Genomic DNA, 4090 nt, shown 5'->3' with positions numbered 1-4090 from the left:
TCGTCACGCGCACCAACGCCAGACGATCTTCGGCACTCAACGCAACCGGATACTTCTTCTGTGAGGACACGGCACCCCTGCCCGGTCGAACGGAAGCGACAAGGGGAGCTTGCCCGACCCCAACTCCACCAACCAGAACAATCCTTAGCCGCGACGATCTACTAGTGCTCCAAGCCCCAGGCTGGGGCGCTTGACTGGGTCATTGAAACTCCAGCCCAAAGCCGCTCCGCCGACCTCTGCCGTTCGAGACCCGTAGCGTCCATCCTCGAGGTATGCCGCTTTCCGCTGAAGCCCTCGAACTGTGCCGGGCAACCTTCGCTCCGGAGTCGCTTGATCTCGCCCTTCGCACCCTGGAGACCTACTACGCTGAGCAGACCGATCGAGTGCACCGGGTCGCGATCCAGCTGAGTTGAGGGGAAGCTGAACCGACTGGCCTGGTGGTTGGACGGAGCAGAGAGAGATCTGGAGACATTTTTCTGGTACGGGGAAGATCCTGAAGAGACCGTCCGGCCGGAGACACGAGCATTCGCGGTGGACTTCATGAACGCTTTCACTGACAAGCACCTGCTGAAGCCACCCCAGTCTTCGAGCTGAGCGGAGCCGTCTCTGGGCCGTCCGAGGCGCGCTCGTACCCGGCCGGGGCCGTGCCCGTTGCGTGCCCGTTCCGGCGGGACGCAGCGGGGACTCACGGGGAACAGCGGCGCCGATCACGCTCCGGCCCAGGTCAGTACCTTCCCAGATCACCCGCGATCCGCATACGGCGTCTTCCAATCTGGTGCCAAGCCAAGCAGGAGCACACCAGCGCCGCCGATATACGCTGCGGAACCGGCTCCATCGACGTGTCCGACCTTGCCGTACGACCGGTTGTAGATCTGTCCGCTCGCATCGACGATTCCGACCTTGTCGAACGACCGGTTGTAGACGTACACCGAGATGACCCCCAAGCCTGGGCCTGTTCTGCAGCTCTTTAGACCAACTTCACAATGGAACAGCCACGTTGACCGCGTCTCCTCACCCGTAAGGAGACTCGATCACCCTAGAGGGCGTGTATCGGAAGCGGGTCTTGGAGCGGCGCGATGTCGAGGCATACAAACCTGTCGCGCAAGATCGGCAGCGGTCGGTGCTGCTCGGCGAAGAGGCCGTGCCAGACCCGTGCCAGGTCGTGCGGGGAACAACGGGGAACACCGGGGATCAGGACGACGGAAGTCCAAGCCTCGACTCCGCTTCGCCCCAGGTCAGCCCGGCAACCTCCCCCGAACGCCCCTAGCTTCCCAAGCTAAGAGCGCTGCACGTCAGCCAAGGCCGATGCCGGTCCGAGCTGACCGCGCTCTTCCTTCGCTTGCGATCGTCTTTACCGAACATGGGATCGATCATCACTATGTGATCGTTCTATCCTTCCCTCGATCATATGGATCACCGGTCTGGCGCATCGTCAGCGCACCGGTTCCAGGGAGGCATCTTGTTCCCCATACGCACGCGTCGTGCCGTGAAACGGCTCGTCGCCCTGGCCACGGGCACCGCCCTTGGCCTGAGCGCCCTCACGCTCACCGTCTTGGCGGCCGGCAGTGCCGCGGCGGCGACCGCGTGGGCCGAACCCAGCCGCGTGACCGCGCAGTCGTACAGCATGTCGGTGGAGACCCGGAGCGGCCAGAACTACTCGGAGATCACCCCCATGGGCGGGGCCGAGTTCCGGCAACTGCTGGATGTCGGTCACATCAGCGGTGGCAGTGGCGACGACTATCTCGGCGTCACCGCCTCTGGTCAGCTGCGCCTGTATCCCAGCAGCTATGCTCGGCCCAGCGCGAAGTACATCGCCGTCGGTGGCGGGTGGCAGACCTACAACCAGGTCACCGTCGTCGGCGACCCCAGCGGTGACGGCCGGGCCGATCTGATGGCCCGGGACACCCACGGCCGGCTCTGGTACTACGCCAGCCAGAACAGCCTCAGCCAGCCCTTCCGGCCCCGGGTGCAGGTCGGCACCAACTGGAACATCTACGACCAGCTCATCGGCACGGCGAACTTCGACACCGCCGCCCGCGGCTCGCTGCTCGCCCGCGACCTGTCCGGCCGGTTGTGGCTGTACGACGCCACCGCGAACGGCTCGCTCTCCGGCCGACGGGAGATCGGCACCGGCTGGAACATGTACAACCAGCTGATCGGCCTGGACTGGAATCGCGACGGCCACGGCGACATCATCGGCCGCACCGAGGCGGGAACGCTGTACGCCTACTACGCGAACGGAGCCGGAGGCTACATCGGCCGGACCCAGGTCGAGACGGGCTGGGCGAGCTTCAACGCGCTCGCCAACGAAGGCCACCAGCCGGACTTCGGCAAGGGGCAGGTCATCGGCCGTGACGCCAAGGGCGACGTGTACGTCTACACGGGCCAGGAGAACGGCACCATCGGCGCCCGCCAACAGATCGGGTACAGCTACGCACCCGCCGACTATCCCCTGATGACCTCCACCGTCGCGCCGGACGACAACGGCCAGAGCGGACTCGTGGTCAACTCCAGCGACGGTATTCTGCTCAACCTCTTCGCGACCGGCTCGCAGGGCTTCCCGACGGAGCACTACACGGCGTTGGCCGGACCCGGCGACCTCAACGGCGACGGCCACGCGGATCTGATCGCCCGTGACACCGGCGGCGACCTGTGGTTCATCGCGGGGGTCAGCGGTGGCGGGGTCACCGGCAAGCCGGTCCTCATCGGCGGCGGGTGGAACATCGACAACCGGATCGTCGGAGCCGGAGACCTCACTGGCGACGGCATCGCGGACATCGTCGCCACCACGCCCGGCGGGTCCATGTACCTGTACCCGGGCCTGAGCAACGGCAAGTTCGGCGGCCGCACGTACATCGGCCACGGCTGGCAGGGCTACACCAAGCTCGCCGCGCCGGGCGACCTCACCGGGGACGGCAAGGGCGATCTGGTGGCCATCGACTCCGCGGGCCGCCTGTGGCTCTACCCGGGCCTGGGGAACAGCAAGTTCGGTACTCGTACCGAGATCGGGACCGGCGGCTGGAACGGCTACCACGACATCTCCTGAACCCCCTTCCCCCCGGCGCTCCGGTGCGCGAACGGCACGCGTGCCGGAGCGGAGGCGAAGACCAGCCAAGCGAGCCCGTGCCTCCGCCCTCGGAACGTCACGGGTGGCCGCACCACAACCGCACCAGAATGGACGGGGAACAACGGTGAAAGCAGCCGAGCCCGACAACGCCCCGTCTTGGCCGTTGGCGCAGGTCAGCGCCAGATGCCGCCCAGAGTGATCGCAGCTTCCCAAGCTGATGGCGCTCTTTCCCGTGGTGCGTCATCATCAGGCGCATGTCCGAGTTCGCATGGCCTCCGAAGGCTCCAAGGCCAGAGGACCTTCGTCAGTCTTGGCCCCAGACCATTGCCGCTCTACCCGCCGGCGCTCACGTCACCGGGCGAGTCATCGGACGTCAGAGATTCGGTGTCTTCATCCAGATCGACGGTCACGCCAACGCGGTCGGCCTCGCCGAAGTCGGAGGGAACATGCCCCACCACATGGAGCTGCCTCAGCTCGGAACTGACGTGGGCGGGGTGGTGGTTGACTACGCCGAGCACAATCACCAGATCAAGATCAGGCTTGATGAGTGGATGGCTGGTCGAGCGGGTCGCTAGGTGAGTGTCTAACTGTGTGACAACGCCGACGCACACCGGCGGACGAACACGAACGCTTGCGGACGGTCAGCACAGCTAGGAAGCACAACCACGCAAGGCAGACGTCCCCATCAAGTTGCTTCGGGACGAAGAGGTCGTGGTCTCAACTGTGGTCTCAACGCCTGTCTGTTCCAGGGCGATCCGCAGGCGTCCACGGAAGTCCGGCAGTATCTCTGACCAAGCGGTCGAGCCTCACTGCGAACGCCCGTGGACGCCTCTGGACCAAGATCGGACAACTCGTAATGCGTGAGCGGCGCCGGCGCGCACCCTCTGGCCTCTGACCACCGCGATCATCAAGATTCGCTGTCACAGGGGTGCGCCACGAGGCGCTACGCAATCGAGTGGAGGTGAAAGGCCTTCTCCGCCGGGCCGTCGCAGCGGCCTGGTGAAGCTGGGGGCAGCCTGATCC

3 protein-coding genes are annotated in these 4090 nt (G+C 65.6%); 1 reads left to right on the top strand and 2 read right to left on the bottom strand.

Going from position 1 to position 4090, the window contains the following annotated elements; translation table 11 throughout:
• Window positions 1-740 precede the first annotated feature (740 nt).
• Window positions 741-929 carry a hypothetical protein gene (locus tag ABZ845_RS31785; protein ID WP_360986972.1) on the bottom strand — a complete coding sequence of 63 codons (189 nt, stop codon included), beginning with the start codon at window positions 927-929 and terminating at the stop codon, window positions 741-743.
• A gap of 530 nt (window positions 930-1459) precedes the next feature.
• Here ABZ845_RS31785 and ABZ845_RS31780 point away from each other — a divergent pair.
• Window positions 1460-3046, top strand: a complete 1587-nt coding sequence (locus ABZ845_RS31780) for a VCBS repeat-containing protein (RefSeq protein ID WP_360986969.1) — start codon at window positions 1460-1462, stop codon at window positions 3044-3046.
• Between the two features lie 353 nt (window positions 3047-3399).
• Here the strand turns inward: ABZ845_RS31780 and ABZ845_RS31775 are convergent, their stop codons facing one another.
• Window positions 3400-3591 carry a hypothetical protein gene (locus ABZ845_RS31775; RefSeq protein ID WP_360986966.1) on the bottom strand — a complete coding sequence of 64 codons (192 nt, stop codon included), beginning with the start codon at window positions 3589-3591 and terminating at the stop codon, window positions 3400-3402.
• Window positions 3592-4090 lie beyond the last annotated feature (499 nt).

Source organism: Streptomyces sp. NPDC047022 (assembly GCF_040644155.1).
Taxonomy (GTDB): Bacteria; Actinomycetota; Actinomycetes; order Streptomycetales; family Streptomycetaceae; genus Streptomyces.
The sequence above is the reverse complement of the archived record's forward strand: the minus strand, read 5'-3'. Positions and strand labels throughout refer to the sequence as shown.